Genomic DNA, 26,504 nt, shown 5'->3' on the forward strand with positions numbered 1-26,504 from the left:
ACGAGAGCGGATCAGTCGGCGGACAGGGCTTCACTCCCCCGGACGACGCGGGCGAGCAGCTCCAGGAACACGGCACGTTCCTCAGCGGAGAGCCCGCCCACCATCGACTCCAGTCGCCCGAAGTGCTCCGGCGCCATGTCACGCAGACGCTGGGCGCCGCGCGCGGTCAGGACGGCCACGGTGCCCCGGCCGTCCTCCGCGGAAGGGCGGCGGGCGATCAAGCCCTCGCGCTCCAGCCCGTCCAGCAGGCCCGTCACGGTGGCCCTGGAGACGCCCAGGTCTAGGGCGAGGTGCGAGGGGGACTTCTCCCCGCCGTGGTCTTCGAGGTCGGCGAGCAGCCGGTAGCGCCCCGTCGACAGCCCGAACCGCGCGAAGTGCGCCTCGGCCGCCCGGCCGACCCGCGCGCCCGCCGAAATCAACCGCACCGCGACCAGCACCGCCTGCGGATCGACCTCCAGGCCGTAGCGCTCCACCTGCCGTGCGGCCTGGTCCAGCGTGGGCGTCTCGCCGTCGATGCCGTCCCTCGTCATGCACGTAATATGGCGGCTAACTACTCCGGCTGTCAAGGCATCAAGGCAGCGGCGCGACTGCCCGGCCCCTGCCCGCCGACACGCGCCGGAACCCGGTTACCAATCGATCAGCATGACTCCGCTGCTGGCGCCACTGGCCAGACCGAAGAGCGCCGTCCTCGCACCCGGTTGCAGGCGGCCCTGCTCCCTGGCGAGGGCGAGCTGGAGCGGGAGTGAGCCCGCACCCATGTTGCCGGTGGTGCGGAAGGCGGGCACGACGGCCTCCTCCCGGACGCCCAGGCTTTCGCAGATCAGGCGGACGAAGGGGACCGAGGGCTGGTGGACGCAGACCAGGGGGAGGTCCCCGGGATCGGTCCGCTGTTCCTTCAGCCACTGCCTGGCGTGGGTGTCCAGTCCGAGGAAGGAGGCGCGCAGCTGCTCGGAGTCGATGTGGAGTCCGGCCGGTCGGCCGGGGGCCTGGTGCGGGTTGTACAGGACCGCGGCGGGCCAGCCCGCGGAGTTCGCCGTGAAGGTGCTGGCGAGGATCCCCGGGGTCTCGCTGCCTTCGACGAGCAGGGCGGCGCCCATGTCTCCGCCGGTCAGGGAGGCGAGCCCGGTGACCAGCTCGTGGGGACCCAGGGACCAGCGGCTGAGCCGGCTCAGGACCTCCCCGCACGCGATGAGCACCCTGCGGTACCGGCCGCAGCGAATGAAGGCGTCGGCGACCTCCAGCGCGTTCAGGACGCCGTTGCAGGCGTTGGACACGTCGAACACCGGGCAGGTGAGGCCGGTTTTGGCCGCGACGACGTGGGCGTTGGCCGGTTCTTGGAGGTCGGCGCTGACGGCGGCGAACAGCAGCAGGTCGACGTCCCCCGCCTCCACCTGCGCTTGCCGCAGCACCTGTTCGACGGCGCGGGCGGCCAGGTCCGTCGGCAGGTCCCCGTCCTGAGCGACGACCCGCTCCTCAAGGCCGTACAGCCGCCGCAGCAGCCGGGGTGGGATCCGGGAGCCCGCACTGTGCTCGCGCAGCCGGTCCTCGATGGCCGCGGAGGTCTGCCGTCCGGCGGGCAGGTGGACGGCGACCTCCGTGACGCGGCTGAAGGCACTCATGCCGCCACCCGGCCCTTCACCCCACCGCGCGCCGGCCGGTGCTCTGGCGCTGCGCCCCGCAACCCCGTCGGTACGGCCTTCAGTAACGCCATCAGTTCCCCTCGTGCTCCCCGGACGGCCGGGGCGCCCTGCGCGCCACCGGCATCCAGTGATCAACGACCGAGGCGGCGTGCAGGTGCGGCGGCACACCCAGTGCGGTGTCCGCAGGGAGGCGGCGTATGTGCATGGGCCCGGGCCGGCCGCCGGTGACGGTCAGGTGGCGGCCTCTGCGATGAGGAAGTCCAGGAAGCGGTCGGCCAGCGGTTCGCCGAGGAGCGGCTCAAGGAAGAGGAACTGTCCTTGCGGGTTGACTTCCAGCCATACCGGTTCGCCGTCGGGCGTCAGCTTGATGTCGATGATCCCCATGCGCAGCCCGAGCCGTCGCAGGACGGCCGTGACCCGCCGGGCCAGTGGTTCCGCGACCTTCCACCGGGAGATGGGGACGTTCAGGTCGGGGCGCCAGTCGAGGTTGTCCGTTTCGATCAGCGCCGCGCACATGTCCTCGCCGAAGCAGTTGAGCCTGACGTGACGCCGGCCGGGGATGTACTCCTGGTAGACGGCCGGACACGCCTGGAAGGACGCCTCGGGGATCGACGACGGGTCGTCGAGGTACTGGGTGAACATCAGCGGCCCGCTGGCCCCCAGCACCGGCTTGACGATGACCCGCCCGGTGCGGCGTACGAACTCGATCACCTCCTGGCGCGACTGCGACACCAGGGTGCGGGGCACCCGGAAGCCCTCCTCGCGTGCCACCGCGAGCTGGTACAGCTTGTCCGCCGCGCGGTCGGTGGCCTCCGGGGAGGACACCCACCGGCCGGTGAAGGCGGCCGCCAGCATGCCCCCGAGTGCTCCACGGCAGTCGTTGTTGACCAGCCGTCGCTCGTGGTCGCTCGCCGCACCGGCGGAGGTCTGCTGGTTCGCCCTCATCCTCCGCCACCACAGCACCGAGACGTCCTCCAGCGCGACCGTGGTCCCGTCGGAGGTCAGCACCGTGGCGGGTGAGTCTCCGTGCGAGCTCCAGCTGAGGCTGCGCTGCCCGCCGATCCGGTCGCATTCGACGACGTGGAACGGCTCGTAGCCGCGGCGGGCAGCTGCCTCGCCGATGGCGAGCGTGTGCAGATCGTCCTTGATCGATACCGTGAGGATCATTACTCGGGACAGTCCACGCAGCAGTCGTCGCTGCACCCGCACGAGCAGGATTCGGATGCCGAGCCCGCCATCTCGCTGGCATCGATCTTCAGGCCCGTCGTGGCCCGGACCCCTTCCTCCCACGCCCGCAGGTCTTCCGGGGTCTGCAGACGGATGTAGGACTCGGGCTGGACGCGCAGGACGACGGGCGGCGCCGCCGCGGCAGACGCGGAAGAGAACTTCGTCAGTCCGTTCCGTTCCTGTTCAACTGGTTCTCCGAGCTTGAAGGAAGCCATCGCTACCATCTCCACCAGTGCCTTGGTGCCTTGCCTTGTTGGTCATCGCTTTCTCTTCATCACAGCACCGTGAGCCCGGGGTCGCATCCTGAACTAAGCCCGGATTCAACTTCTTTGACAGGAGAGACTGGCGACATGACTGATCAGTGTCAGGTTGTCATCGACCTCTGGCCACGCCAAAGCCCTGCCGCCCAAGCCGGGTTGGCCGAGCTCTTGGCGGCCTACCACCTGCGGACGGAGGCGGAGAAGGGCGCGGCCGTGGCCGACGTGGACGGCTTGCCCGACCGCTACCGGGCGGAGATCTCGGATCCGCGGTCCGCTTTCGCCGACGACGTCGTGATGGTGGCCGCGAGCGGGGACGTCCTGGTGGGGTGCCTGGTACTGACCGCCCCCGTCGACGGGCGGTCCGAGGTCAAGCGGATCTGGACCGACCCGGCCTTCCGGGGCCGCGGGGTCGCCTCCCGTCTCGTCGACGCCGCGCTCGCGCGGTCCGCGGCCGATGGCGTCCGTACGGTACGGCTGTCGGTGTGGAAGTGGCGGGTGGGGGCCATCGCGCTCTACGAGCGGCTCGGTTTCACCGTCACCGCGTCATGGGACGCGCGCGATCAGCTGGTGTGCATGGAACGCGCCGTGTGAGGGACACCGGCCGCGGCCCCTCCGCTGCGGGGCTGCGCGGCGGCCGTGCGGGTGCCCGGGATCGGGGGGACGATGGAGCGTGTGGGGCGGCCCGCGGTCGGATCCGGGCGGGTGGGTGGAAGGACAGGGAGGAAGGTCAGGGCGAAGGTCGGGGCGGACGGTCGGGGCGGAAGGGAGCGATCATGCTGGGCGACAGCAAGGCTTTCAGTGGTTTCTCGGTCGACTCGATCGACAACGTGAAGGATTTCTACGGCTCGACCCTCGGCCTCCGGGTCTCCGAGGAACACGGGATGCTGTTCCTGCACCTCGGCGGCGGCCATGACGTCCTGCTGTACCCCAAGGACAACCACGTCCCCGCGACGTTCACCGTGCTGAACTTCCCGGTGCCCGACATCGAGCAGGCCGTCGACGACCTGGTCGCGCGCGGTGTGAGCTTCGAGCGCTACGAGGATTTCGGCCAGGACGCGAAGGGCATCGCCCGCAGCCAGGAAGAGGGCACGTCGATCGCCTGGTTCAAGGACCCCGCCGGCAATATTCTGTCCGTGCTCCAGGAGGCCGGGGCCGGGACGTAGGCGAACCGTCTGCCGACCCGACGGCCGGACCGGCCGGGTCTCAGCAGTTCAACTGCCGTTCACATCACGCCCGCCGGGCCTGCCGGGTTGACCGCCTAGCCTCCCTCTGTCCGTCACCGACCGAGGGGAAGCACCCGGTGTCCTTCACCGAATCCGCCCGTACAGCCGCCCTGCCGTCCGCCGTCACGGCCGCCGCTCTCCTGGCGGCCCTGACCCTCCCGGCCGCACCCGCGCACGCGACCTCCAGCTCGGCCTCTGCCGCCGTCGCCGTCACCGCGACCGTGGAGACCGCGCCGGTCTCGCACAGCGGGGACGCGGCCGACGACCCGGCGATCTGGGTGCACCCGACCGACCCCGCCCGGTCCGTGGTCATCGGCACCGACAAGAAGGGCGCGCTGGAGGTCTACGACCTGGCCGGGACCCGGATCCAACGGATCAGCGGCGACTTCGGCAACAACGTCGACCTGCGCGGCGACATCGTCGTCTCGGCGGACGACGAGGCCGCCGACGGCAACGGCGCCCTGCACGTCTACCGCATCGACCCCGCGACCCGGAAGCTCACCTGGCTGAAGGACGTTCCCACCGAGGTCACCGCGCACGGCGTCTGTCTCTACACCTCGCCGGTCTCGGGCAAGCTGTACGCCTTCCCCAACTCCACCTCCGGCCGCGTCGAGCAGTGGGAACTCGCGGTCAGCGGCAACTCGGTGAGCGCGACCTCCGTCCGGCTGTGGGACGCGGGCTCCGCCGTCGAAGGCTGCTACGCGGACGACCGTACGGGCAAGCTCTACCTCGGCGAGGAGGACGTCGGCGTGTGGATCTACGGCGCCGAGCCCACGGCCGGCACCAGCCGCACCCCGCTCGACTCCACCGGCTCCGGCGGACACATCAACGCCGACACGGAGGGCATCACGGCGGCCGGCAACCGGATCTACGTCTCCTCGCAAGGCAGCAACGACTTCACGGTCTACGACCGCACCACCCGCGCATACCTCGGCCGGTTCTCCGTCGCGAACGGCACCTCGGCCGACGACTGCGAGGACACCGACGGCATCGACGCCACCGCCGCCGACCTCGGCCCGGCCTTCCCGCAGGGTGTGTTCATCTGCCAGGACGGCTCGAACGGAACCCCCGGCTCCAGCGGCAACCAGAACTTCAAGCTCGTTCCGCTCCAGCGCATCACCGCCCAGTTCGGCTGACCCCCCTCCCCCGGCTCCCTGTCAGCGGGCCGCCGTCGGCCATGGCCGTGGCAGGGACGTGGGGCGCGGGTGGGGGCAAGGGCTTGGACGGCCGGGGCAGGAGCCTAGGCCGCCGGGGCAGGAGCCTAGGCCGCCGGGGCGGGGGCCTGGGCCGTCGCCGTGGTGGACGGGGTCGGCGCGGGCTCCGGCGTGCAGGTGACCTCGTCGCGCGGCGTGTAGTGGGTCTTGAACTCCTCGCTCTTCACCTCCTGGCCACCCTGCACGAAGACGCGGCCGACGGTCACGTCGAAGCCTTCGAGCGGGGTCTGGACCTCGCAGAGCGGTCCGCTGCCGGTGCGCTTGGCGGGCGGCGTGATGTTCGTGCGCGGCCCCTTGGTCGCGCGTATCTCGTCGTACTTCTTCGTGCCGAGGAGCGTGATGGTCAGCGACGTGTCGTTGGATTCGGCCTGGATGTAGAGCGGGTGGCCGGAGTCGTTGATCCAGCGCAGGTCGAGGGTGCCCCAGGCGACCGTCGCCTCGCGGCCTTCGGGGTAGCGCTCGATGTAGAAGGAGTGCGCGCCGTGCTCGACGGGCTTCAGGCCCGCGAAGAACACGGCGTTGTACATGGTGGTGGCCACCGCCGAGACGCCGCCGCCGGGCGACTTCACGTACTGGCCGTTGTTGATCATGAGGCCGTCGACGAAGCCGTTCTCCACGGTGCGTTCACCGACCGTGCGGTTGAAGCTCCACTCCTCCCCCGGCTGGACGACGGAGCCGTTGATGAGCTCGACGGCGCGGCCGATGTTGGTGGTGCGGTACGGGGCGGCCGGGAAGGCGACCGTGAAGGAGGAGACCTTCTCCTTGATGCCCAGGCGCCGCGCCTCGTCGCTCGTGAGGTCCAGCCGGGCCGGGACGGTGGCCACCTCGCCGCTCCGGGCCGCGCCGGTGCGGGTCAGCAGGGGCATCACGGCCCGGCCGAGCGCGTTCTCGGTGACCTGGCGTCCCGTGCCGGGCTGGGCGCCGCGGGGGTGGGTGGCCGCCGCGATCGGGCGGGCCACGGCCGGGTCGGCGAGCAGGCCCTTGGAGTCCAGGGCGGGGGCGAGACGGCCCTCGTCGTCGGGCGTCATCGTGAGGTGCTCGCCGATGACGGCGGGGCTGATGGATATGCGTTCCCCTGCCACGGTGAGCGCGACGGGCCCCGACATCGCCGGCTCCGCGAACTGGCGCATGGCCCGTCCGGTCTCGTCGGCGTCTATCCGCGGCTGGGTGCGCTCGACCGGCATCTCGACCGGGGTCTCGGCCGGCGTCTCGGCCGGGGCGTCGGGCTGCGACCGCAGGTAGGCGTCCCGGAGGGCGCCGATCGCCCGGTCCTCGGCCAGGGCGACGCCCGGGCGGGGGGCGACGGCCTTCGCCGTGCCCTTGTCGAACTCGATCAGTCCGTCGCGGGCGTGCTGCCGGGTGGCCTCCGCGATCCGGTCGACCGCGGCCCGGCCGGTCCGCTCGTCCATGCTGACCACGGGCTCGACGTCCCGCTGGCCCGAGGTGAAGAGCCTTCCGATGACGGCGACCGGACCGGAGCCCGTGTGCACGGCGCGGTCGACGGTCCCGGCGATGTCCAGGGACAGCCCGAGCGCGGCGGGATCGGCCTTCTCGACGCGGTCGCCGATCTTCAGGGCGACCGGCGTCGCGGCGGCGGGTCCGAGCTCCCGGGCCAGCGCCTGCCGGGCCTCGGCGCGGCTCATCCCGCCGATGTCCACGCCGCGCACGCGCGTGCCCCGGTCGATGTCGCCACCGGTCACGAGGCCGGTGACGTAGAGACCGCCCAGCCCCAGCACGAGGGCTCCGCCCGCCAAGGGCATAGCGAGCCGCCAGCCGGCCGTCTTGCGCGACCTGCCTGCCTCGTCGGCCGTGCCTGCCTTGTCCGCCGTGCCTGCCCTGCCTGCCTTGCCCGTCAAGCTGCCCACGCGTCCCATGCCTCTCACCGTGGCGCCGACCCCGGTCCAGCAGGTGGCGCGGGCCGCCACAGCAGCCTGAATACGACGATTACGGGAAATAATGATTGCCCGTAATGGGCCGATTCGGGAACAACTGAGACGGTTCTCACGGTGGGAACCGATGTACCCGCCCCGGTCCGGCCGATTACGGAATGTGACGGCGGGACGGATCGGCCCGGGTCACAGGCGCGCGGCGCGATAGCCGATCTTCCCTCCCGCGGTCGCCAGCAGCTCGGCCAGTGCGAGGGCGCTGGCGTGGCGCCGGCTGGTGAGGGCGAGCGAGCGGCCGCTGCGGCGGTCGGTGTAGACGGCCGGTCCGCTGGTCGTTGGCGGCGTCCTGACCGGCGGGGAAGACTGGCGGCGCGGCCGCCTCGTCGGAACCTGTTCGGGGGCCATGAAGGCCGGCGTCCCCCTGATCGCGCCCGTGGCCGTGAGGGTGGCGTCTCCTTCCACGGCGGCGATCCCGAAGTCCGTGAGGACGACCCGGTTCTCCTCGATGAGGATGTTGGCGGGCTTGATGTCCCGATGGGTGATCCCCATGCGGCGCGCGGCGTCGAGCGCTGCCGCCACTTGCCGGCCGATGTCGGCGGCGTGCTCCGGTACGAGCGGTCCGCGTGCTGCGATGAGGTCGGCCAGCGACCCACCGTTCACCAGCTCCATGACGATCCAGGGCCGCCCGTCGGGGCCGGCTATCCGGTCGTGCACGGTGATGATCCCCGGATGCTTCAGCCGCGCGGCGGCGCGCGCCTCCCGGTCGAGCCGCGCGATCCGGTTCTGCCGGCCGGGCCATCCCCCAAGCTCTTCTTAACGGAACGTTAGATCTGCGTGGCGGACCTTGTCCGGGTGTCGCGACGGACGCATGCTCTGGGCACTCAGCAGGGACTTTCGTCTGGAGCCGCCATGTCCTCGTCCGCCGTCATGCCCGGATCGCCCGGATCACCGCCGCCCGCGGACGAGCGCAAGAAGCGCCGTCTCGCCCTCGTCGGCGGGTCGCTGGGCAATCTCGTCGAGTGGTACGACTGGTTCGTCTACGCCAGCTTCGCCATCTACTTCGCCGACTCCTTCTTCCCCGGCGACAACCCGACCACGCAGCTGATGAACACGGCCGGCATCTTCGCCGTCGGCTTCCTGATGCGCCCCGTCGGCGGGTGGATCCTCGGCCGCGCCGCCGACCGGCACGGACGCAAGAGCGCGCTCACGCTCACCGTCAGCATGATGTCGGTGGCCGCCCTGCTGATCGCGGTGGCCCCGACCTACGGACAGGCCGGCTACTTCGGCGCGCTGGTGCTGCTGCTGGCCCGCCTGCTCCAGGGGATGAGCATCGGCGGCGAGTACGCGGCCAGTGCCACCTACCTCACCGAGGCGTCGGCCCGCAATCGGCGCGGCCTCGGCTCCTCCTTCCAGTACGTGTCGATGACCTGCGGCCAACTGCTCGGCCTCGGCATCCTGATCACCCTGCAGCACACGCTCACCACGGCCCAACTGGAGAGCTGGGGCTGGCGGATCCCGTTCGTCCTCGGTGCGCTGTTCGCGGTGGTCGTCTTCTGGCTGCGGCGCCGGCTCCAGGAGACCGACGCGTTCAAGGAGGAGTCGGCGGGCGAGGACGCGCACGACGACGGCGCGCGCGGCACGCTGAAGGCGCTGTGGCAGTACCGGCGCCAGGCGGGGCTGGTCATGGCGCTCACGCTCGGCGGCACCGTGGCGTACTACACGTACACCACCTACCTCACCAAGTACCTCGTCGGCAGCGCGGGCATGGAGAAGACGACCGCCACGTTGGTCAGCTTCACCGCGCTGACCCTCTTCGCCGTGCTCCAGCCGTTCGCCGGGATGCTGTCCGACCGGATCGGCCGCCGTCCCCTGCTGATCACCTTCGCGGTGGGCTGCACCGTCGGCACCTACCCGATCATGACCGCCCTGGGCTCGGCGTCCTCGTACTGGTCCGCGCTGGGGCTCTCCCTGCTGGCGCTGGTGATCATTACCGGCTACACCTCGATCAACGCGGCGGTCAAGGCCGAGCTGTTCCCGACCCGGGTGCGCGCCCTGGGCGTGGCGCTGCCGTACGCGATCGCCAACGCGCTCTTCGGCGGTACGGCGGAGTACGTGGCGCTGTGGTTCAAGAGCAGCGGCCACGAGAAGATGTTCTTCTGGTACGTCTCCGGGTGCGCGCTGGTCTCCCTCGTGACGTACGTCCTGATGCCGGACACCCGCAACGCCGCGCTCAGCCGCGCCGAGGCGGACGCCGGGCAGGACAGTGACCAGGACCGGCCGGCCGTGGCTCGCGTAAACTGACAGGCCAGGTCACGGGTCGCGAGTCGCGAGGAAACTGCCCATGCACGCGCTTCTCGTCGAGGACGACGACCGCATGGCCCAGGCCCTCGGCACCGCCCTCGCCCAACGCGGGCACACCGTGCGCCGGGTCGGCCGCGCCCTGGACGCCCTGCGGCACGTGCACGAGGCCGAGTTCGTGCTGCTCGACCTGGGTCTGCCGGACCTGGACGGGCTGGAGCTGCTGCGGCGGCTGCGTACGGTCTGCGACGCGCCCCTGATCGTGGTGACGGCGCGCTTCGAGGAGCGCGACATCGTGCAGGGGCTGCGGGCGGGGGCCGACGACTACGTCGTCAAGCCGTTCCGGATGGCCGAGTTGATGGCCCGCATCGACACGGTACGCCGCCGGACCGGCGCGAACGCGGGCCGTACGCACGCGTGGCCGGGTACGGGCGCCGGTTCCCCGGGCACGGCCACGGACCCGGCCACGGGTGGCGGCGCCCGCGTGCGTACCGGGGACGTCGAGGTCGACCTGGCGGGGCGCACGGTGACGGTCGCGGGGGCCCAGGTCAGGCTGACCCGGCGGGAGTTCGACGTCCTGGCGTTCCTCGCCGCCCGCCCGGACCAGGTGCATTCCCGTGAGGAGATCCTGGACCGGATCTGGGGTGACGCCTTCCTCGGCACCTCCCGCTCCCTGGACGTCCATGTGGCGGGCATCCGCGCCAAAACCGGCCGCTCAGGCCTGGTGCGCACCGTCCGCGGCTTCGGCTACCAGCTCGGCTCGCCGGCCCCCGGCGAGCGGTGGGACGGCGAGCGATGAGACGCAGGCTGCTCGCCGTGCTGATGGTGCTCATGGGGGTGGCGGCGCTGCTCCTGTGCCTCCCGCTGGCCGATGCCTACGCGCGGGGGCGCACGGAGCACCTGCTCCTCCAACGCCGGTCGGAGGCCGTGCGGTTCGCCGATCTGGCCGACCGGATGCGCACCGAGGCCGACCGGGCGGAGCTGTCCGCCGAGATCGGACGGTACGCCCAGCTGTACGGAGCCGGGGTGCTCGTGGTGGACACCGCCGGGGCGACGCTCGCGCGGGCCGGAGCCTGCGCGGAGCCCTCCGGGGACGCCCTCGGCCGGGCCCTCACCGGCCGTTCGACCGACCGGCTGCCCGCCCTGCACCCCTGGGGCCCGAGGACCGTCGTGCTCGCGGAGCCGGTGGGCCGGGACGAACGGGTCAGCGGTGCGGTCCTGTTGACCGTACCCACCGGCGCCGCCCGCCGGGACGTGACGGTCCGCTGGTCGCTCATCGCCACCGCCGCCCTCGCCGCCTTCGCGGCGGCCGCCCTGGTCGCGGCGGGCATCACGCGCTGGCTGATGCGCCCGGTCCTGGACCTGGACCGGGCGGTGGAAGGGCTCACCGCGGGCAGCCTCCAGGCACGGGCCGTCTCCGACACCGGGCCGCCCGAACTGCGCCGTCTGCGGCAGCACTTCAACACGATGGCGGAGGCCGTGGCCGACTCCCTCGTCCGCCAGCGCAACTTCGTCGCCGACGCCTCGCACCAGCTCCGCAATCCCCTGGCCACCCTGGTCCTCCAGCTGGAGAACGTCGAACCGCACCTCGCCCCCGGGCCGGGCCGCACCGAGCACACCCGTGCGCTGGACGAGGCGGAGCGCCTGGAGGAGCTGCTCGACGGCCTGTTGGCCCTCGCGCGGGTCGAGTCCGGTACGGACGGGCTGAGCGAACTGGACGTGTCCCGGACGGTACGGGAGCGGGTGCGGGCCTGGGCGCCGGTCTTCCGCGGTGCGGGACTGGAGCTGACGGCCGACGTCGCGGAGGACGTGCGCGCGTACGGCCTGCCCGACGCGGCGGGCCGGATCCTGGACGCGCTCCTCGACAACGCCGTGAAGTTCGTACCGGCCTCGGGCCATGTCGAGGTGCGTGCCGTTCGCGCGGCGGACGGCAGCGCGTCCGTGCGGGTCGCCGACGACGGCCCGGGCGTGCCGCCGGAGCAGCGGGCGCTGCTGCTCCGGCGTTTCGCACGGTCGCCGGAGCACCAGAACGTCCGCGGCAGCGGCCTGGGACTGGCCATCGCCGACGAGATCGCCCGCGTCAGCGGAGGTCGGCTCGGCGTCAGCGGCAACACCCCGCACGGGCTGGTCTTCGAGCTCCGGCTGCCTGCCCCGTCGTCGTGACGGGCCGGGTACTACGGGAGCCTTCCGTTCAGCCGTACACCGCCCGGTAGTGGGCGATCGCGCCCGGGTGGAGCGGTACCGTGCCGGTCGAGATGGCGAACCGGGGCTCCAGCCGCGCCCCGGCGGTCACTTCCCGCAGCAGGTCCCGCCACCGTGCGAACACCACCCCGAGCAGTTCCCGTACGGAGCTCTCCGGTACGTCCTCCCGTGCCAGGAGGTAGTTGCCGACCCCGAGGGTTCCCACCGGCTCCGCCAGCCCGTACACCCCGGCCGGAAGCGTGACCGCCGTGTACACCGGGGCGTAGCGCTCGCGCAGCGGTCCCACATAGCCGTCCAACGGCAGGAAACGCAGGGGTAGTTCGCGTGCCAGCTCCGACAGTGCCAGCGTGGGCACGCCCCCGGACCAGAACAGCGCGTCGACCGTGCCCTCGCGCAGCGCCCTGACCGAGGGGGTCAGACCCAGCCACCGCTCGTGCGCCGGCGCGGCTCCGCCCCGGAGCCCGGCCGCCTCCAGGACGCGCTGCGCCACCACCTGCACGCCCGACCCGGCCGCACCCGCCGCGACCGGACGCCCGGCGAGGTCCCGCACCGACCGCACGGGCCCGCCCGCCGGGACGACGAGGTGCGTGTAGTTCACGTAGACCCGGGCCAGCGCCGTGACGGCGGCCGGACGGGAGAACGACTCGCGCCCCAACACCGCGTCCTCGGCGGCGTCCGCCATGGCCAGCGCCAGCTCCACCGACCCCTCGTCCAGCTTGCGCAGGTTGTTCACGCTGGCCGCGGTGCTCACCGGCACGATCTCCAGCCCGCTGCCGCTCGCGGAGGCCGCCTGCGCCAGTGCTTTCCCGAACGCGTAGTACGGGCCGCCCTGCGGCCCCGTGGCGAGCCGCAGCCGCCGCACCGGACCGGGGCCGCCGGCGCATCCGGCCAGGGCGGCCGCGCAGGCGCCGAGCCCGGCGCCCATCACATCCCGGCGGCTCATCCCTGCGCTGGTCACGACGCAAGCCTAGCGGGGCCCGTGAAGGCCGCGACCGGAAGACACCTTCCGTTCACCTGGGCGCCACGCCTTCGTCATGGCGGTGACAATTTCCCTGACGGTCCGAAAGGTGCCCCAGACAACTGATCTGTCCGAGGCGTGAGTTACTGCCGAGAACTAATGGAACGTCGCGCACCGGTCATGTAGCTTTCCGTCACGTCGCCGCCACACCCGGGGCACAGGGCCCCATGGGACTTGCGGCACAAAGGACCCGACACCTGTTGACGACAGCAACCGAAGTCTTCACAGTCCGGCCGTACACCCCGCATTGCGAAGTGATTCACACCGAGGGTGACCACGCGGTCATCGGCATCTCACCGGGGAACAGCTACTTCTCCGCCCAGCGCGTCATCGACCTCGCCCAATGGGGCATGCGCAACTTCGCGCAGGTCGACCTGATCTACACCGACCTGCACGTGGCGGAGATGTACGAGGCCCTCGGATACGGCGAGGACGAGGCGCGACGCAAAGCGGTGAAGAACCTGCGCGGCGTCCGTGCCAAGGTCAACAACGCCGCAGCCGAGGCCGACCCCACCGGCGCCCGCCTCCGCGCCCGCCCGATGTCGTCCCTCACCGACATCCCCGCCTACCGGGCGCTGCACAGCCACCTGCTCAACCTGATCGACACCGATCCGGAGTTCCGCACCACCTGCAACTCCCTGGTCGACGCGTTCCTCTCCTCCAAGGTCCTGGACGGGAAGACCGCCACCACACGACAGCGCGACGTCTGCCTCCAGTACGTCTGCGCCGAAGCTCCGCTCTTCCTCGACACGCCGGCCATCCTCGGCGTGCCCTCGTCCCTCAACTGCTACCACCAGCTCCTGCCGATGGCGGAACTGCTCTACTCGCGCGGATCGGGTCTGCGCGCCTCGCGCAACCAGGGCCACGCGATCATCACCCCCGCCGAAGGAGACTTTGATGCCCACTGACACCCTGCTCGACTTCCCCTTCTCCGCACGCGGCGACCGGCTTCCGCCCGAGCTCGAAGCGCTCCGCGCCGAGCCGGTCAAGCGGGTCCGCACGATCGCGGGCGACGAAGCCTGGCTCGTCTCGTCCTATGACCTGTGCAAGCAGGTGCTGGAAGACCCCAGGTTCAGCCTGAAGGACACCTCCGCACCCGGGGTACCCCGCCAGTACGCACTGACGATCCCGCCCGAGGTCGTCAACAACATGGGCAACATCACCGGCGCCGGACTGCGCAAGGCCGTCCTGAAGGCCATCAACCCCAAGACCGACGGCCTCACCGGCTGGATGCGCGAACACGCCGCCGCCCTCGTCGAAGGCCTGCTGAGCCAGGGCGCGCCCGTCGACCTGCGAGGTCAGTTCACCAACCCCTACGCCGAGAACCTCCACTGCCGGATCCTCGGCATACCGCAGGCCGACGCCCCGCGCCTGGCCGCGAGCCTCGACATCGCGTTCATGAACTCCGCCTGCCCCGTCACCGGCGCGAAGCTCAACTGGGACCGGGACATCGCGTACATGATCGAGCGCCTCGACGACCCGGCCACGACCGGGCTCATCGCCGAACTCGCCGCCCTGCGCGAGGACCCCGACTACGCGCACCTGACGGACGAGATGCTCGCCACGGTCGGGGTCACCCTGTTCGGCGCCGGCGTCATCTCCACCATGGGCTTCCTCACCATGGCGATCTTTTCGCTCCTGCAGAACCCCGACGTGTGGGAGCAGCTGCGCGAGGCGCCGGAGAAGATCCCCGCCGCCGTGGACGAGCTCCTGCGGGTCAACCTGTCCATCGCCGACGGGCTGCCCCGTCTCGCCCTGGAGGACCTCACCCTGGGCGACGTCGAGGTGAAGAAGGGCGAGCTCCTCCTCGTCCTGGTCGAGGGCGCCAACACCGACGCGGCCGTGTACCCGGACCCGCACGTCGTCGACATCGACCGGGAGAACGCCGGGACGCACCTGTCCTTCGGCGGCGGACAGCACTACTGCCCGGCCACCGCCCTCGGCAAGCGGCACGCGGAGATCGCCATCGAGGTGCTGCTGGAGAAGATGCCCCAGCTGCGGCTCGCCGTACCGGTCGACCAGCTGGTCTGGCGCACCCGCTTCATGAAGCGCCTGCCCGAGCGCCTGCCCGTGCTCTGGTAGTCGCTCCGGCGCGGACCGGCGACGGCCCCGACCGGATGACCCGGCCGGGGCCGTCGCCCCTCCTCCCGCTCAGCCGAGGTCCGTCACTCCAGGAAGGCCGCCACGGTCGCCGCGAACCGGTCGGCGTCGTCGACCCACGGGTAGTGGCCCGCCTCCGGCTGTACGACGAGCGTGGAAGCGGGGAAGAGCGCGGCGAACTCGGCCACCGTCTCGGGCGGGCTGTTCAGGTCGAACTCCCCGGCGAGCAGCAGTACGGGCGCCCCGCAGGCGGCGAGCGCCGCGCGCGTGGCGGGCGGATCGAAGGCGCCCTCGGCCCCGAAGAGGGCGACGGCCTCCCTGTTGCACGGCCGGCCGGCCGCCTGGTGCCGGCGCGCCGCGGCGTCCCAACGGCCGTAGAAGAAGGGGTCGATGGCGTCCCAGTCGCTCCCCGCACCCTTGGTGATGGCCTCCAGCGCGGCGAACGCCGCCGGGTACCAGGGCTCGCCACTGCGCAGCCGGGCGAGCTCGCGCCGGGTCTCCCCGGAGACGTCCAGGCCTACCGCCCGCATCCCCGGGGTGATCAGGGCGAGCTTGCGGACGGTGTGCGGGTGGCGGGCGGCGTACTGCGTCGCGAGGTTCGCGCCGGCGCTGTGGCCGAGCACGTCGGGCCGGGCCAGTCCGAGATGCGCGCGCAGCGCCTCGAGGTCGTCGACGAGGCGGTCGCAGCGGTAGGAGGAGGTGTCCTCGGGCACCGCGGAGCGGCCGGTCCCGCGCAGGTCCAGGGTGATCAGGCGGCGGTGCGCGGACAGTCCGCCGAGATCGCCGAGGTAGGCGGAGTCCGCGGGACCTCCCGGGATGCAGAGGACCGGCTCGCCGTCCCCCTCGACGCGGTAGGCGAGACGGGTTCCGTCGGGTGCGGTGAAGGTGGGCATGGGCACGGATCCTGCCAGCCATAACCAGGTTGTACAACCAGGTTATGCCGCACGGTCCCGGCTGGTGTATAACCGAGTCATGGCAGGCGAAGAGCGCGCGCACCCCCGGTCCGGCACGCTGACCGAGCAGCAGGCCGAGCGGATGCTCGCCGACATGAACGAGGTCATCCGAGCGGGCGAGGAGATGCGCCGGCTGCGCTCCGAGATGATCAGGATGTTCGTCGGCTTCGGCTGGACCCAGGAAAAGATCGCCCGGATCGCCGACATGAGCCAGCCCGCCGTGTCGAAGCAGGTCACGAAGTACCGCAGCGAGGACCCGCTCCCCGCGCCGGCGCTCTCCCTCGACCAGTACGACGCGCCCTGGCTCGAAGGCCGCCTCTGGGCCCTCGCGGAGGAGGTCGCCGATGCCTTCGACGGTGCCCGCTGCGCCCGCAGCGTCCATGCCCTCGCCCGGGGGCGCACGCGCTTCACGCCCCGGAGCGTCGACGAGCTGCGGCGCCTGCTCGAAGAGGACCTGAGGATCCACCGGGCCGAGATGCCCGACCTGTACCGGCACGCCTACGACGAGATCAGCCGCGGCCTCGACGTCCCCCCGAAGGCGAGCACCACGGCGGCGGCGCCCGCCTCCGTACGCCGAGCCCTCGCCCACCAGATCCAGCGCGACGTCCTCAGGGACGGCGGGTAGGCGGTCCCTTCCGGCCAGGCGTGCCCTTCCCCTTCCGGCGGCGGATCGCCCCGTCCATCATCGGTGGCGACATCGCGCTGAAGGCGGTGTCACGCGCACCACGCCGATTCGACCAAGGGGAAGAGCCTATGCGAAGCCGTGTCCGCGCCACCCTCGCCACCAGCCTCGTCGGCGCCACCGCCGCTCTCGTCGCCCTCGTGACGCCCGGGACCGTCCACGCCGCCCCGGTGAAGCTCAGTCACGCGACGGCCGTCAGCCAGCTGAACGCGGCCGGCGGGATCAGCCTGTACTCGAGCGGCGGGTGCAGCAACCGGTACGTGAGTACGTGCACCTCCCTGGAGCAGGTCAACGCCGCCAGCATCAACGACACCATCACCCTGCGCCGGGCGAGCGGCTGCGCCCTGACGATCACGGGCGGCACCGAGGTGGGACACGCCTCCGGCACCTACAGCCACTGGAACGGCTACAAGATCGACTTCAGCCCGACCACGTGTATCAGCGGCTACGTCACCAACAGCTTCACGCGGATCGCCAACCGCAGTGACGGGGCGGCCCGTTACCGGTCCGCCGCGGGCAACGTCTACGCCCGGGAGAGCAGTCACTGGGACGTCACCTTCTGCGGGGGCAGCTCGGCCTGCACCGCGGCGGCCAGCTCCTGACCGCTGACGCGCCCACGACGGTGGGGGCGCCACCGGCGCCCCCACCGGACCACGGCCTCACCGCTCTTCCAGCACCGCCCGGATCACGTGCCGGGCGTTGCGCGCCATCGCCTCGTTCGTGCCGCGGTAGTACGGCAGCGCGATCAGCGCCTGCGAGAGCGTCCGGCCGCGGCCGCGCGCCCAGGTCGCGTCGTCCACGCCCAGCCGCTCGCGGAAGACCTCCCTGGCACCGGCCGGCAGCAGGTTCCAGGCCGGGAACAGGTCACAGGCCGGATCGCCCAGCCCCGTGCAGCCGAAATCGATGACCGCGGTCAGCCGGCCGCCGTCCACCAGGAGGTTGCCCGGCATCAGGTCGGCGTGAAGCCACACCGGCAGCCCCTCCCAGGCCGGGGCGCGCAGCGCGTCCTCCCACACGGCGGCCACGGCGTCGCAGTCCACGCCCTCCTGTGGGATCCCGCGCAGCTCCGTGATCGCCGCCCGGGTGGCTTCGTCGAGGGAGGCGAGCGGCCCGCCGCGATGGGCCCGGGGCGCCCCTGGCAGGGTGACGCCGCGCATGGCCGTCACGAACCCGGCCAACTCACCGGCCAGCAGTGCAGGTTCACGCAACGCCCCCGCCTGCGGGTTCTCCCCCGCCAGCCACCGGTAGACCGACCACGGCCACGGATACCCCTCACCCGGCTCCCCGGCGCCGAGCACCTCGGGGATCGCCGTGGGCAGCCGGGACGCCAGCCGCGGCAGCCACTCCTGCTCCATCGCCACGTCCGAGACGCCACCCTTGACGAGCGGCAGCCGTACGACCATGTCGTCGCCCAGCCGGTACATGCCGTTGACCGTGCCGCCGGACGCGATGCGCGTGACCGGCAGCTCGGCCCACTGGGGGAACTGCCCTGCGATCAGGCGGCGTACGAGGTCCTCGTCGACGGGTGGGCGCTGAGCGGCGGGCCCGGGCCGCCGGTCGGTCACGTCGGTCACGTCGGTCACGTCGGTCACACCCGGTCGTGCCAGGCGAAGGCCGCGATCCGCCAGCCCTCCGGCGTGCGGACGAACTGGATGGTCTTGGTGCCGACCCCTTCGAAGGGCTCCCCGTCCAGGATCCCGGACTTGCGGTACTCGCCGAACCGCGAGGCGACGTCGCCCGCGATCTCGGTCCGTTCGGAGGTCTCCCACTCGCAGAAGTCGGTCAGCCGGCCGCCGGCCAGCAGCAGCTCGCGCGGCGCGATGAACTCGTCGACCGTGTAGACGGTGAACTCCGGGCCGGTCTTGACGATCACCCCACCCGGGACCATCAGCCGACGGATCCGGGCCACGTCGGCGCTCGCGCCGCCCCGGTTGTCGAAGGCGCCGAAGAACTCGGCGGTCAGCGCATCGATCTCGACCTTGGACATGGCGCGACAGTAACACCCGCGTGGAAGAGGGCCCTTGGCGGCCCAACCGGTACGGGGCTGCGGTACGAGCATGCGCTCACCCGAGGCGGCCTGCGGCTGCATCCCCGCGTCGGCGCCGGGCGACCGCCGTGGCGTACAGCAGGTGGACGATGGCCTCGGCGGCGAGGATCAGGACCACCAGCCAGGGGGCGAGGTGGTCGGTGCCGAGCACGACGAGCAGCGGCACGGCGATGCCGGGTACGGCCCACAGTGCGACGCTGCCCAGGGGCCGGCCGAAGCGCAGCGCGATGCCGGCGTGGGCCGCGTGGTAGAGGGCGAGCCCGCCGGCGAGCGCCCAGACGGCGCCCGGCGGGAGATGCGCGTGGCCGGCCTCCTCCACGGCGGTGGCCAGCCCGGCGGCCATGCAGATGACGGCGGCGGTGACGAAGAAGTGCAGGAAGCCGGCCACGTCGCGGGCCAGCAGGTAGGCCCGGTTCCCCGCGGCGGAACCGAGCATCAGCTCCGCGGAGGTCGCGCCGAAGTCGAAGTACGACCACCACAGCGCGGCGAGCAGGACGAAGCCCAGCGCGGCCACCACCCCGGCGCGCGCCGTCCACGCGTGGTCGGTCGAGGTCACCAGCGCGATCACCGACTCGCCGAGCACGATGATGACGAACAGCCCGACGCGCTCGACCAGATGACCGGTGTGCAGCCGGCCGGGGATCCCGCGGCCCCGGGCGCTCAGCAGCAGCACCATCTCGGCGGCGAGCAGCGCGGCCCAGACGGCGTAGCGCCACGGTGTGGGCACGGCCGCCGATCCGGCCCAGAGCACGGCGGAGAACAGGCAGTAGCTGAGCGGCCGCCAGCGCGGGACGCGCAGGGGGTCCGGGAAGCGGGTTGCGGGCCACCACAGCCCGAGCAGCACGAGCCGGGTTCCCCCGTAGCCCAGCGCGTAGGCCGCCGCGCGGGCGCCGTCGCTGTCGGCCTGCGGCACGGCGGCGGCCATGACGGCCAGGCAGAGCATGGCCGCCAGCATGAGCAGGCGGCGGCGCGCGCTGTCGGCCGGGAAGAGGTTCGCGGAGACCGTGAGGTTGATCCACATCCACCAGGGCGGGAAGTACAGGGCCAGGAAGACGGCGAAGTCACGCAGCCCGGGGTCGCCGTGCAGCGAGTGGGAGAGCTGCGAGGCGAACGCGACGAAGACGAGGTCGAAGAACAGTTCCAGCCAGCCGGCGTGCCGGCCCTCCCGCTCGCCGCCGGGCACCGCCGGTGTGACCTGCGTACTCATGCCTCCCCCGCGGCGCACGCCTGCGCCCCCGCCCGTCCGCACGAGGCGGCGCCGCCCCGGCCACCGCCTGCCTGCTGGGATCCCTGCGACCAGTCGTTCACAGCCCCACTATCGGCCCCCCACCACCACACCGGAGCGTTACGACACGACACCGCGAGCCCGCGAGCCCGCACCGGAAACGGCTGGTGTCAGCGCGGGGCGGTGGGCGGCGCGCTGCGGCTCCCGGCAGGGGCACGGCGTAACGTGCTCGTCATGTCGGAAACGTATAAGGAAGCGGCGGGCCTGGCACTGGTGGGTGTCGTCCGGTGGGCCATACCTTGATCACATCGAACGGCGCGGCCGCGCCCCGACGAAGGAGAACCACCATGGTCAACGACCCGAGCCCCGATTCCGCCCGGCTCGGCCTGCACATTCGGCTCGAAGCCAAGCCGGAGCACGCCAAGGCCGTCGAGGAGCTGCTCACCGGAGCGCTCGCGCTGGCCCAGGAGGAGGAGTTCACCACCGCGTGGTTCGCCCTGCGGCTCGGGCCGACGACCTTCGGCATCTTCGACGTCTTCGGCAACGAGGAGGACCGCACCGCGCACCTCCGGGGCAAGATCGCGGCCGCCCTGCTGGAGCAGGCCCCGCACCTGCTGGCCGCGGCGCCCGAGATCCTCCCGGTGGACGTCCTGGCGGCCAAGCTGGCCTGGAGTCCGCGGCCGTAGGGCTTCCCCGTGGAGCCGTCGGGTCAGAGGTCGATCCAGTAGCGCCGTTTGGGACCGATGAGGGTCTCGCGGACGTCCTCCAGGACTCCGCCGTTGCGCTCGATCGTGCGGACCGACGGTTCGTTGCCGGGGTCGCAGGTCAGCAGGACCCGGTCCATGCCCAGCAGGCGCGCCTCGTGGAGGGCGGCCGCGAGGGCCCAGGTGGCGAGGCCGCGGCGGCGGGCCGAGGGCCGGACGCTGTAGCCGATGTGGCCGCCCGCGTCGAGGAGAAAGCCGTTCAGGTAGTGCCGCAGGTCGATGGCGCCGAGGTAGGTGTCGCCCTCGGCGATCCACCAGTACGTCGCGTGGACCCGGCCGTGTTCGACCGGCAGCGTGCGGTCCCCGTAGCCGTGCAGTCGCTCCACCCAGGCCGCGAAGCCCTCCGGACTGTCGACGTCGTCCTCGGAGCCGAGCCCGGCGCCGTCCATGGGGGCGTCGGCGCCCCATTCCTCCTGCGCGCCCAGCCAGGAGCCGTGCAGGCGGGACGTGGGTGCGATGAGCTCGGGCATACCTCGGACCCTAACAGTCCGATCATCGAACCCTCCGGCTCGTCCCCGGGCGGGACCCCCGCGCACCGGGTCATCCCCGAGGCGGACCGCCCTCGGCCGTCGCCTCCGGCAGGGCCGTCGCGCGGGCGATGACCAGCGCGACGTCGTCGTGGTCGTCGGGGCGGCGCAGGGAGTCCAGGAGCCGGTCGCAGGTCTCCTCCAGCGGGCGTCCGGTGTCGGCGAGCAGGTCCAGCAGCAGGGCGAGCCGTTCGTCGATGGGCTGGTCACGGGTCTCGACCAGGCCGTCGGTGTACAGGACCAGCTGGTCGCCGGGCTCCATGCTCACGGTGGTCGCCTCGAAGGGGATGCCGCCCACGCCCAGCGGGGCCCCGGTGGGCAGGTCGAGCAGCTCAGGGGTGCGGCCGGGGCGGATCAGGACGGGCGGCAGGTGTCCGGCCACGGCGACCCGGCACTGGGCGCGGTGCGGGTCGTGGACCACGTAGACGCACGTCGCGATGGTCTCCTCCAGGGCGGCGGTGGTGCGGTCCAGCTGCTGGAGGACCTGGGTCGGGTCGATGGCGAGTTCGGCGAGGGTGCGGGTCGCGGTGCGCAGTTGTCCCATGCTGGCGGCGGCGTTGATGCCGCTGCCCATGACGTCACCGACGACGAGCACGGTGGTGTCGTCGGGCCCGGCGATGGCGTCGAACCAGTCGCCGCCGATCTCGCTGCTGGCCGCGGCGGGCCGGTAGCGGTAGGCGACCTCCAGGCCGGGCGTGGGCGGCGGGTGGTGCGGGAGGAGGTGGTGCTGGAGGGCGAGGGCGGTGTGGTGGGCGTTGCGGTACCAGCGGGCGTTGTCGATGCACACGGCGGCGCGCGCGGCCAGCTCGCCCGCCAGCACGATGTCGTCGTCGTTGAAGGGCAGCGGGTTGCGGGTGCGTTTGAGGTCGAGCGCGCCGAGCACCTCCCCGCGGGCGATGAGCGGCACGGCCAGGTACGAGCGCAGGCCGGCGCGGCTGAGGAGGTCGGCGGCGGTGCTGTCGCGGGCGATGCGGGAGATGTCCCGGGCCTGCACGTGGGCCACCAGGACCGGATGGCCGGTGGTCGCGCACTGGGTGACCAGCCGGTCCGCGGCGTACCGGGCGATGTCGCCCGGGGGGTCCGCGGCGCGGACGGCTTCGCTGGGGAACGCGGCCGCGACGGCCAGGGCGCGGAACACCGCGGGCTCGTGGGAGGACGACCGGAGGGTCGGGCGGCCTTCGAGGACCGAGTCGAGGATGTCCACGGCGGCGATGTCCGCCAGCTCGGGCACGACGACGTCGGCGAGCTCCCGGGCGGTCTGGTCCAGGTCGAGGGTGGTGCCGATGCGGACGGTGGCGTCCGCGATCAGGGCGAGGCGCCTGCGGCTGCGGGCGATCTCGATGGCCGCCTGGTGACTCTGGGTGACGTCGACCACGGAGGTGGCCAGTCCGAGCACCCGCCCGGTGGCGTCCTCCAGCCGGTAGTACGACACCGACCAGGCGTGTTCGGCGCGGTCCCCCCGCTGGGTGCGGCCGGCCGTGAACTGTTCGAGCAGCGGCGTACCGGTGGCCAGGACCTGGCGCATCGCCGACTCGGCGGCCTCGGCCTCGGCGTCGTCGAGGAAGGACAGGGCCTCGCGGACCCCGCGGCCGATGTGCTGGGAGGCCGCCAGCCCGTTGATCCGTTCCAGCGTCGGGTTGACCAGGACGTACCGCAGGTCCGTGTCCAGGACGGCGAGGCCGATCGGGGACTGGGCCACCAGGCGGGCGGACAGCGCCAGGTCCCGCTCCAGGTCCCGCAGCCTGGTGCGGTCGGTGGCGATGCCCAGCGCGTACAGCTGGCCGTGCTCGTCGAGCAGCCGCATGTTGCGGAATTCCACCAGGCGCGTCGAGCCGTCCTTGTGCCGGACCGGGAAGGCTCCCGCCCAGTCCCCCGCGCCTCCCATGACCCGCGCGAACAGCTCCGTGAGCAGGCCGACGTGCTCCTTGGCGGCCAGCAGCCCGGCGGCGGGCCGGCCCAGCGCCTCCCGCGCCGTCCAGCCGAACAGCTGCTCGGCCTGCGGGCTCCACAGGGCCACGCGTCCTTCGGCGTCGAGGACGACGGCGGCGACGTTCAGGACGTCGAGCAGCCCGCTCGGCGGCGAGACCTCGGCGTCGGCGGGCGGCCGCCCCAAGGCGGGCCAGGCCTCACCGGCCCCCACGCCGTCGATCGCACCCATCGAGGAGGCTCCTTCCGTCGCTGTCGCATCGCCATCGGCCCGGGCCGCCCGCACGGGCCCTGTGACGGGTCCGAGGCGGCCGGCTCTCTCTCATGGTCCCTCCGAACCCGCCCATGAGCGTCCGGAGCGCTCCGGGCCGCTCCGGTTCGCTCCGGTTCGCTCCGGGCCGGTCCGCTCCGGGCCGGTCCGCTCCGGGCCGGTCCGCTCCGGGCCGGTCCGCTCCGGGCCGGTCCGCTCCGGCCGGGGCGGGCGCCCGACCCCGTAGTCTCGGCGGATGGCGAAATACTTCGATGTGCACCCCGAGAATCCTCAGCGTCGCACCATCGGCAACGTGGCCGACATCATCCGTTCCGGCGCGCTCGTCGCGTACCCCACCGACTCCTGCTTCGCGCTGGGGTGCCAGCTGGGCAACCGGGACGGCCTCAGCCGGATCCGGTCGATCCGCAACCTCGACGACCGTCACCACTTCACCCTGGTGTGCCAGAACTTCGCCCAACTGGGTCAGTTCGTGCACATCGACAACAAGGTGTTCCGGGCGATCAAGGCGGCGACGCCGGGCAGTTACACCTTCATCCTCCCCGCGACGTCGGAGGTGCCGCGCCAGCTGCTGCACCCCAAGAAGAAGACGGTCGGTGTCCGGATCCCCGACCACGTCGTCACCCAGGCCCTCCTCGCCGAGCTCGGTGAGCCGCTGCTCTCCACCACCCTGCTGCTGCCCGACGAGGCAGAGCCGATGACCCAGGGCTGGGAGATCAAGGAACGGCTGGAGCACGAGGTGGACGCCGTGCTGGACTCGGGTGACTGCGGCACCGAGCCGACCACGGTCATCGACTTCTCCGGCGGCGAGGCCGAGATCGTGCGCCGCGGGGCGGGCGACACCAGCCGCTTCGAGTAGCCGCTCGGAGCCGCCCCCGGTCACTCCAGTGCCGTGCCCCGGCCGCTCTCACGTTCCCACGGGCACGTCCGGGTGGAGGCCCAGGTACCGGTACGCGCCGCTCTCGGCCCGGTAGAGGTGGCCGAGGCGGTTGCCGGTCAGGACGTGGGTGCCGGTGTCGAAGGCCAGCGGTTTGGCCAGGCCCTGATGGGCCGTACGGAAGACCCGGCGGGTCAGGGCCGCGCGGTCGCGCCCCTCCTCCGCCAGGCCGGTCAGCGCCGCGGCCAGCAGACCCACCGCGTCGTACGCCTCGGTGGCCCAGCGGGCGGGCGGCTCCCCGTAGGCGGCCCGGTGCGCGGCGACGAACGCGGCGGCTGCCGGTACGGCCAGCGGGTCGGTGAACAGCGCGCTGAACACCCAGCCCTCGGCAGACGGGCCGGCGTCCGCGAGGAAGGCCGGTTCCATCGCGTACTGGGTGGCGACGCGCGGCCCCTGGAACCCGGCCGCGGTCAGCTCGCGGGCCAGCCGGGCCGCGCGCTGCGGCGAGGTGCCCGCGTAGACGACGGCCTCGGCGCGGGCCCCGGTCAGCTCGCGTACGACGCCGGCGAAGTCGGAGCTGCCCGCCGGCATCCGGTGGACGCTGAGGGTGCCCATGGAGGGCGGGGTCTGCTGGAGGGAGCGCACGAGCGGCCAGGTGGGCTCGCCGCCCTCCACGTCCTCGACCAGGGCGGTGCGGCGGACGGGCCGGATGCGGCTGAGGTAGTCGAGCACGGGGAGGGCGAACTTCTCCCCCGACGGGCGGGTGGCGCACAGCGTCCGCCACTGCGACTGGGCGGTCTCGGTGCTGTCGACCGACACCAGCAGCAGGGCGAGGTCCGCCGCGGCGCAGGCGGCAGCCAGCGCGGGCACGGCGGCGTCCGTGGTGGGACCGGTGAGGGCGAGCACCGCGGGGTCGGCGAGCAGTTCCCCGGCCACCTGCGCGGCGCGCGCGGTGTCGCCGCCGTCGTCGGCGACGCGCAGGGCCAGCCGGAACGGGGCGTCCTTCCGGCGGTTGTGCTGGTCCACGGCCAGCCTCATGCCGCGCTCGTGCGCCTGGCCGGCGACCTTGCCGGGCCCGGTCAGGTCGGCTTGCAGCGCAAGGGTGAGCGTGGCGGGATCGTGGGCCGGCGGGGCGGCGCCGTCCTTCCCGCCGGTGACGAACCGGGCGAGCGGTACGCCGACGGCGACCAGGCCGGCGGCGGCGAGGAGCAGCCGTCTGCGCGTCGGACCCCGGCCGGCGGGCGGCCCGTCGATCCGGGTGGGCTCGGGGGCGGGCAGGTCCAGGGCCCGGGTGGAGCGCTCGGCGATGAGCCGGGGCAGCGGGGGCGGCAGCCAGTCCTCGGCGTCCGCGCCGGGCCCGTCGCCTCCCAGCAGGGCGCGCAGCCGCGCCGGTGTCGGCCGCGCGGCCGGGTCCTTGGCCAGGCAGGCCAGCACCACGTCGAGCAACTCACCGGGCAGGCCGTCCAGTTCGGGCTCGTCGTGCACCGTACGGTAGACCACCGCGGCCGCGTGCCCGCCGCCGAAGGGGCCGTGTCCGGTCGCGGCGTAGGCGAGGACGCAGCCGAGGGAGAACACGTCGCTCGCCGCGCCCGCCGGGGGCACGCCCAGCCGGGCCTGCTCGGGGGCCAGGTATCCCGGGGTCCCGAGGACCGCGTCGACGGACGTCAGCGTGGCCGCCCCCTCGGCGCGGGCGATCCCGAAGTCGATGAGCCGGGGCCCGTCGGGCGCGAGCAGGATGTTGCCCGGTTTCACGTCGCGGTGGACCAGCCCGGCGGCGTGCACCTGCTCCAGTGCTTCGGCGAGCCGCGCCCCCAGCGCCCGTACGGAGCGGGCGGGCAGGGGACCGTAGCCTCCCACCGCCTCGGCCAGCGAGGGCCCGGGGACGAACGGGGTGGCCAGCCAGGGCTCGCGCGCCTCCGGGTCGGCGGCGACCACCGGGACCACCCAGCGTCCGGCGAGCTGCCCGGCGGCCTCCACCTCGCGTCGGAAGCGGATGCGGAAGTCGGGCTTCTCGGCGTGGTCGGCGCGGATGACCTTGACCGCCACCAGCGTGCCCGTGGCGGAGCGGGCGAGGTACACCGTGCCCATGCCGCCCGAACCGAGGCGGCCCAGCAGCCGGTTGCCTCCGATCGCGGCAGGATCGGCGCGGGTGAGGGGGCGCACGGGC

The 26,504-nt window shown here is 72.7% G+C and carries 26 protein-coding genes; 12 read left to right on the forward strand and 14 right to left on the reverse strand.

Annotation, left to right across the window (positions count from 1 at the left end; genetic code table 11):
• Positions 1–11 precede the first annotated feature (11 nt).
• The 4 genes from ACF059_RS29870 to ACF059_RS29885 all read right to left on the reverse strand — a co-directional run bounded on the left by ACF059_RS29870 (position 12) and on the right by ACF059_RS29885 (position 3,082).
• Complete coding sequence (locus ACF059_RS29870) at positions 12–530, reverse strand: MarR family winged helix-turn-helix transcriptional regulator (RefSeq protein WP_392063105.1); 519 nt, start codon at positions 528–530, stop codon at positions 12–14.
• A gap of 96 nt (positions 531–626) precedes the next feature.
• Positions 627–1,619 (reverse strand): 3-oxoacyl-ACP synthase III family protein, encoded by a 993-nt coding sequence (locus tag ACF059_RS29875; protein WP_392063108.1) that lies wholly within the window; start codon positions 1,617–1,619, stop codon positions 627–629.
• A 252-nt stretch (positions 1,620–1,871) separates the two neighbouring features.
• Positions 1,872–2,807: a RimK family alpha-L-glutamate ligase gene (locus tag ACF059_RS29880; protein ID WP_392063111.1), complete on the reverse strand. Its 936-nt coding sequence runs from the start codon at positions 2,805–2,807 to the stop codon at positions 1,872–1,874.
• Positions 2,807–3,082, reverse strand: a complete 276-nt coding sequence (locus ACF059_RS29885; protein WP_392063114.1) for a hypothetical protein — start codon at positions 3,080–3,082, stop codon at positions 2,807–2,809. The genes ACF059_RS29880 and ACF059_RS29885 overlap by 1 nt, the downstream gene beginning before the upstream one ends.
• Before the next feature lie 135 nt (positions 3,083–3,217).
• On the opposite strand from ACF059_RS29885, the gene ACF059_RS29890 reads away from it, so the two are divergent.
• The 3 genes from ACF059_RS29890 (at position 3,218) to ACF059_RS29900 (ending at position 5,486) form a co-directional block, all read left to right on the forward strand.
• Positions 3,218–3,718 carry a GNAT family N-acetyltransferase gene (locus ACF059_RS29890; RefSeq protein WP_392063117.1) on the forward strand — a complete coding sequence of 167 codons (501 nt, stop codon included), beginning with the start codon at positions 3,218–3,220 and terminating at the stop codon, positions 3,716–3,718.
• Positions 3,719–3,900: 182 nt separating this feature from the next.
• Positions 3,901–4,290, forward strand: a complete 390-nt coding sequence (locus ACF059_RS29895) for a VOC family protein (protein WP_392063120.1) — start codon at positions 3,901–3,903, stop codon at positions 4,288–4,290.
• A 137-nt stretch (positions 4,291–4,427) separates the two neighbouring features.
• Positions 4,428–5,486 carry a phytase gene (locus ACF059_RS29900; protein WP_392063123.1) on the forward strand — a complete coding sequence of 353 codons (1,059 nt, stop codon included), beginning with the start codon at positions 4,428–4,430 and terminating at the stop codon, positions 5,484–5,486.
• Between the two features lie 125 nt (positions 5,487–5,611).
• Here the strand turns inward: ACF059_RS29900 and ACF059_RS29905 are convergent, their stop codons facing one another.
• Complete coding sequence (locus ACF059_RS29905) at positions 5,612–7,438, reverse strand: VanW family protein (protein ID WP_392063126.1); 1,827 nt, start codon at positions 7,436–7,438, stop codon at positions 5,612–5,614.
• Positions 7,439–7,639: 201 nt separating this feature from the next.
• The gene (locus ACF059_RS29910) at positions 7,640–8,227 is read right to left on the reverse strand and encodes a serine/threonine-protein kinase (RefSeq protein WP_392063368.1); all 588 of its coding nucleotides are present in this window, start codon (positions 8,225–8,227) and stop codon (positions 7,640–7,642) included.
• 132 nt (positions 8,228–8,359) lie between these two features.
• Between ACF059_RS29910 and ACF059_RS29915 the strand changes: the two genes are divergently transcribed.
• From ACF059_RS29915 to ACF059_RS29925, 3 genes are read left to right on the forward strand one after another with little or no spacing between them, the layout of a single operon-like run.
• Positions 8,360–9,751 (forward strand): MFS transporter, encoded by a 1,392-nt coding sequence (locus ACF059_RS29915; RefSeq protein ID WP_392063129.1) that lies wholly within the window; start codon positions 8,360–8,362, stop codon positions 9,749–9,751.
• Between the two features lie 40 nt (positions 9,752–9,791).
• Positions 9,792–10,547: a response regulator transcription factor gene (locus tag ACF059_RS29920; RefSeq protein WP_392063132.1), complete on the forward strand. Its 756-nt coding sequence runs from the start codon at positions 9,792–9,794 to the stop codon at positions 10,545–10,547.
• Entirely contained in the window at positions 10,544–11,911 is a 1,368-nt protein-coding gene (locus ACF059_RS29925; RefSeq protein WP_392063135.1) for a sensor histidine kinase, read from the forward strand. Before ACF059_RS29920 ends, ACF059_RS29925 begins: the two co-directional genes overlap by 4 nt.
• A gap of 28 nt (positions 11,912–11,939) precedes the next feature.
• Here ACF059_RS29925 and ACF059_RS29930 read toward each other — a convergent pair whose 3' ends face one another.
• Positions 11,940–12,908, reverse strand: a complete 969-nt coding sequence (locus ACF059_RS29930; protein ID WP_392063138.1) for a TAXI family TRAP transporter solute-binding subunit — start codon at positions 12,906–12,908, stop codon at positions 11,940–11,942.
• Positions 12,909–13,135: 227 nt separating this feature from the next.
• Here ACF059_RS29930 and ACF059_RS29935 point away from each other — a divergent pair, with 227 nt between their 5' ends.
• Both ACF059_RS29935 and ACF059_RS29940 read left to right on the forward strand, forming a co-directional pair.
• On the forward strand, positions 13,136–13,876 hold the full coding sequence (locus ACF059_RS29935) for a tRNA-dependent cyclodipeptide synthase (protein ID WP_366866625.1): 741 nt from the start codon (positions 13,136–13,138) through the stop codon (positions 13,874–13,876).
• Complete coding sequence (locus ACF059_RS29940) at positions 13,866–15,050, forward strand: cytochrome P450 (protein WP_392063140.1); 1,185 nt, start codon at positions 13,866–13,868, stop codon at positions 15,048–15,050. The genes ACF059_RS29935 and ACF059_RS29940 overlap by 11 nt, the downstream gene beginning before the upstream one ends.
• 83 nt (positions 15,051–15,133) lie before the next feature.
• Here ACF059_RS29940 and ACF059_RS29945 read toward each other — a convergent pair whose 3' ends face one another.
• Positions 15,134–15,961, reverse strand: coding sequence for an alpha/beta fold hydrolase (locus tag ACF059_RS29945; protein WP_392063143.1), 828 nt, complete (start codon positions 15,959–15,961; stop codon positions 15,134–15,136).
• Positions 15,962–16,040: 79 nt separating this feature from the next.
• On the opposite strand from ACF059_RS29945, the gene ACF059_RS29950 reads away from it, so the two are divergent.
• Both ACF059_RS29950 and ACF059_RS29955 read left to right on the forward strand, forming a co-directional pair.
• A complete protein-coding gene (locus ACF059_RS29950) occupies positions 16,041–16,646 on the forward strand; it encodes a sigma-70 family RNA polymerase sigma factor (protein ID WP_392063145.1) in 606 nt (201 codons plus the stop codon).
• A gap of 128 nt (positions 16,647–16,774) precedes the next feature.
• Positions 16,775–17,305 (forward strand): hypothetical protein, encoded by a 531-nt coding sequence (locus tag ACF059_RS29955; protein WP_392063148.1) that lies wholly within the window; start codon positions 16,775–16,777, stop codon positions 17,303–17,305.
• A gap of 57 nt (positions 17,306–17,362) precedes the next feature.
• Here the strand turns inward: ACF059_RS29955 and ACF059_RS29960 are convergent, their stop codons facing one another.
• From ACF059_RS29960 to ACF059_RS29970, 3 genes are all read right to left on the reverse strand, one after another.
• Positions 17,363–18,286, reverse strand: a complete 924-nt coding sequence (locus ACF059_RS29960; protein WP_392063151.1) for an aminoglycoside phosphotransferase family protein — start codon at positions 18,284–18,286, stop codon at positions 17,363–17,365.
• 5 nt (positions 18,287–18,291) lie between these two features.
• On the reverse strand, positions 18,292–18,690 hold the full coding sequence (locus ACF059_RS29965) for a DUF4440 domain-containing protein (RefSeq protein ID WP_392063154.1): 399 nt from the start codon (positions 18,688–18,690) through the stop codon (positions 18,292–18,294).
• 76 nt (positions 18,691–18,766) lie between these two features.
• Positions 18,767–19,957 carry a low temperature requirement protein A gene (locus tag ACF059_RS29970; protein WP_392063157.1) on the reverse strand — a complete coding sequence of 397 codons (1,191 nt, stop codon included), beginning with the start codon at positions 19,955–19,957 and terminating at the stop codon, positions 18,767–18,769.
• Between the two features lie 365 nt (positions 19,958–20,322).
• Here ACF059_RS29970 and ACF059_RS29975 point away from each other — a divergent pair, with 365 nt between their 5' ends.
• Positions 20,323–20,661, forward strand: a complete 339-nt coding sequence (locus tag ACF059_RS29975; RefSeq protein ID WP_366866617.1) for an antibiotic biosynthesis monooxygenase — start codon at positions 20,323–20,325, stop codon at positions 20,659–20,661.
• A 23-nt stretch (positions 20,662–20,684) separates the two neighbouring features.
• On the opposite strand, the gene ACF059_RS29980 is transcribed toward ACF059_RS29975, so the two are convergent.
• A complete protein-coding gene (locus ACF059_RS29980) occupies positions 20,685–21,209 on the reverse strand; it encodes a GNAT family N-acetyltransferase (RefSeq protein ID WP_392063160.1) in 525 nt (174 codons plus the stop codon).
• A gap of 70 nt (positions 21,210–21,279) precedes the next feature.
• Positions 21,280–23,424, reverse strand: coding sequence for a SpoIIE family protein phosphatase (locus ACF059_RS29985; RefSeq protein WP_392063163.1), 2,145 nt, complete (start codon positions 23,422–23,424; stop codon positions 21,280–21,282).
• Between the two features lie 274 nt (positions 23,425–23,698).
• Here ACF059_RS29985 and ACF059_RS29990 point away from each other — a divergent pair, with 274 nt between their 5' ends.
• On the forward strand, positions 23,699–24,319 hold the full coding sequence (locus tag ACF059_RS29990; protein WP_392063166.1) for an L-threonylcarbamoyladenylate synthase: 621 nt from the start codon (positions 23,699–23,701) through the stop codon (positions 24,317–24,319).
• A gap of 48 nt (positions 24,320–24,367) precedes the next feature.
• Here the strand turns inward: ACF059_RS29990 and ACF059_RS29995 are convergent, their stop codons facing one another.
• Positions 24,368–26,500, reverse strand: a complete 2,133-nt coding sequence (locus ACF059_RS29995; protein WP_392063169.1) for a bifunctional serine/threonine-protein kinase/ABC transporter substrate-binding protein — start codon at positions 26,498–26,500, stop codon at positions 24,368–24,370.
• Between the last annotated feature and the right edge of the window lie 4 nt (positions 26,501–26,504).

The organism is Streptomyces sp. NPDC016562, from assembly GCF_043076955.1.
In the GTDB taxonomy this organism is placed as follows: Bacteria; Actinomycetota; Actinomycetes; order Streptomycetales; family Streptomycetaceae; genus Streptomyces.